Source organism: Mycobacterium helveticum (assembly GCF_007714205.1).
GTDB classification, from domain to species: domain Bacteria; phylum Actinomycetota; class Actinomycetes; order Mycobacteriales; family Mycobacteriaceae; genus Mycobacterium; species Mycobacterium helveticum.
The window spans coordinates 1-1,399 of record NZ_VMQU01000286.1; the positions used below are offsets into that span (position 1 = coordinate 1).

Annotated in this window: 1 protein-coding gene; it reads right to left on the reverse strand. The window is 62.0% G+C overall.

Features of this window, described 5'->3' with window-relative positions:
- Positions 1–127 precede the first annotated feature (127 nt).
- Positions 128–1,153 carry a hypothetical protein gene (locus FPZ47_RS27505; protein ID WP_210420044.1) on the reverse strand — a complete coding sequence of 342 codons (1,026 nt, stop codon included), beginning with the start codon at positions 1,151–1,153 and terminating at the stop codon, positions 128–130.
- Between the last annotated feature and the right edge of the window lie 246 nt (positions 1,154–1,399).

Consider the following 1,399-nt stretch of genomic DNA (forward strand, 5'->3'; position numbering starts at 1 on the left):
CTATTCTCGACGAATATCGTTCGCCAGCAAAGGCTTTCCCCGGCGTGTCTCGACTTACTTACGAACTCCTTAGTAAGCGGCGCAGCCGTGAGTTTTGAGTCAAGTATGCGGTTGGGGTCGTGAGCGGTCAGGCGGCGAGTTGAGCCTGCTGGGTGAGTTCGTCGAATGCGGCTTGGTAGGCGCGGGCGGCGTTGTGCAGCTTGGTGTTTCGTGGAGGGCTGGGGTCGCTTGCCAGGGCCAGCCCGGTGCGGAGGAGGTGGTCGTGGGCGTGGGTGAATAGCAGCGCGTTCTGCAGCCCGGTGTCGGTGACGGTGTAGCGGCGGCTGTGGGGGATGCGTTCGATGAGTCCGTGGGCACGTAGGCGTCGCAGGTCGTAGGTCATCTGCCCGGCGGTGATGTGTTCGGCGGTGGTGCCGAGCAGGGGCGCGATCAAGGTGCGCAGATCACGGTTGGTGAATCCGTGGACCAGTAGCCGGTGAATGAGCAGGACCTGGAGCAGGGCGTGGACTCGGGTGTCGCCGAAGCGCAGGCCGGCGATGCGGGTTCCGGAGGCGGTGACGGTGGGGGCGGTGAGATCGGCGAAGGCTTTCGCGCCGCGGATCGGGTCGTGGCTGATGGTGTGGACGCCGAGCAGGCGCCGGTTGGCGGAAAAGCCGAGCTGCCGCAGGGCGGGCAGGCTGGTCAGCCGTTTGGGGATGTCGAAGTCGCGGGGGTTGTTGATCGTGGTTTCGGTTCGCAGTGCTCTCCCTTGTTTGTGGTACTGCTTGATCTTGTTGTTCTTGTAGTCAACGTGCAGCGACGGGACAACCCCATCGGTGATCACCCGAGTACGGAACCGGCCCGGGGTCTTGCGTTTGCGGCCGTTGATGATGCGCCGATCAAAGACCAGGCTGATGCGATCAGGTCGGCCGATGTCGAGGTTGTCGCGGATGACCTGCTCGAAAAAGACCCGCCCCGACACCGGCGCATCCAGCATCTGGGTCAGCGAAAACTCGGCCTGCAGGATCGACAGCTCATAGCGGTAGCCGGCGGCTTCGTCATGGGCGGTGAACGGGTTGGGCAGGATCTTGAGCCACTTGCGCAGCAGCGCGTCGATCTGTTCGGGTCCCAGACTGTCGCAGATCCCCTGCAACCTGTCCACGTCGTCGACCACGGCGAACCCATTGTCGAGCGGTTCGAAGCCGATACCGGACTTGGCGGCCTGGCGTTTGGCCCATTCGTTGCCGTTGATGCACAGCTTGGCGGTGTAGGGGAAGTAGGTGGAAAACTTGATGAAGAACGGGCCGAAATCCTCATCGAGGCAATAAAAGTAGAAGTAGTTGACCTCAAAATTTCACGGTAGCCCGAGTTTTCCCCGTGGTGGCTGTTGAGGTCACGAGTTGAGCTTGATTTCCGGTTT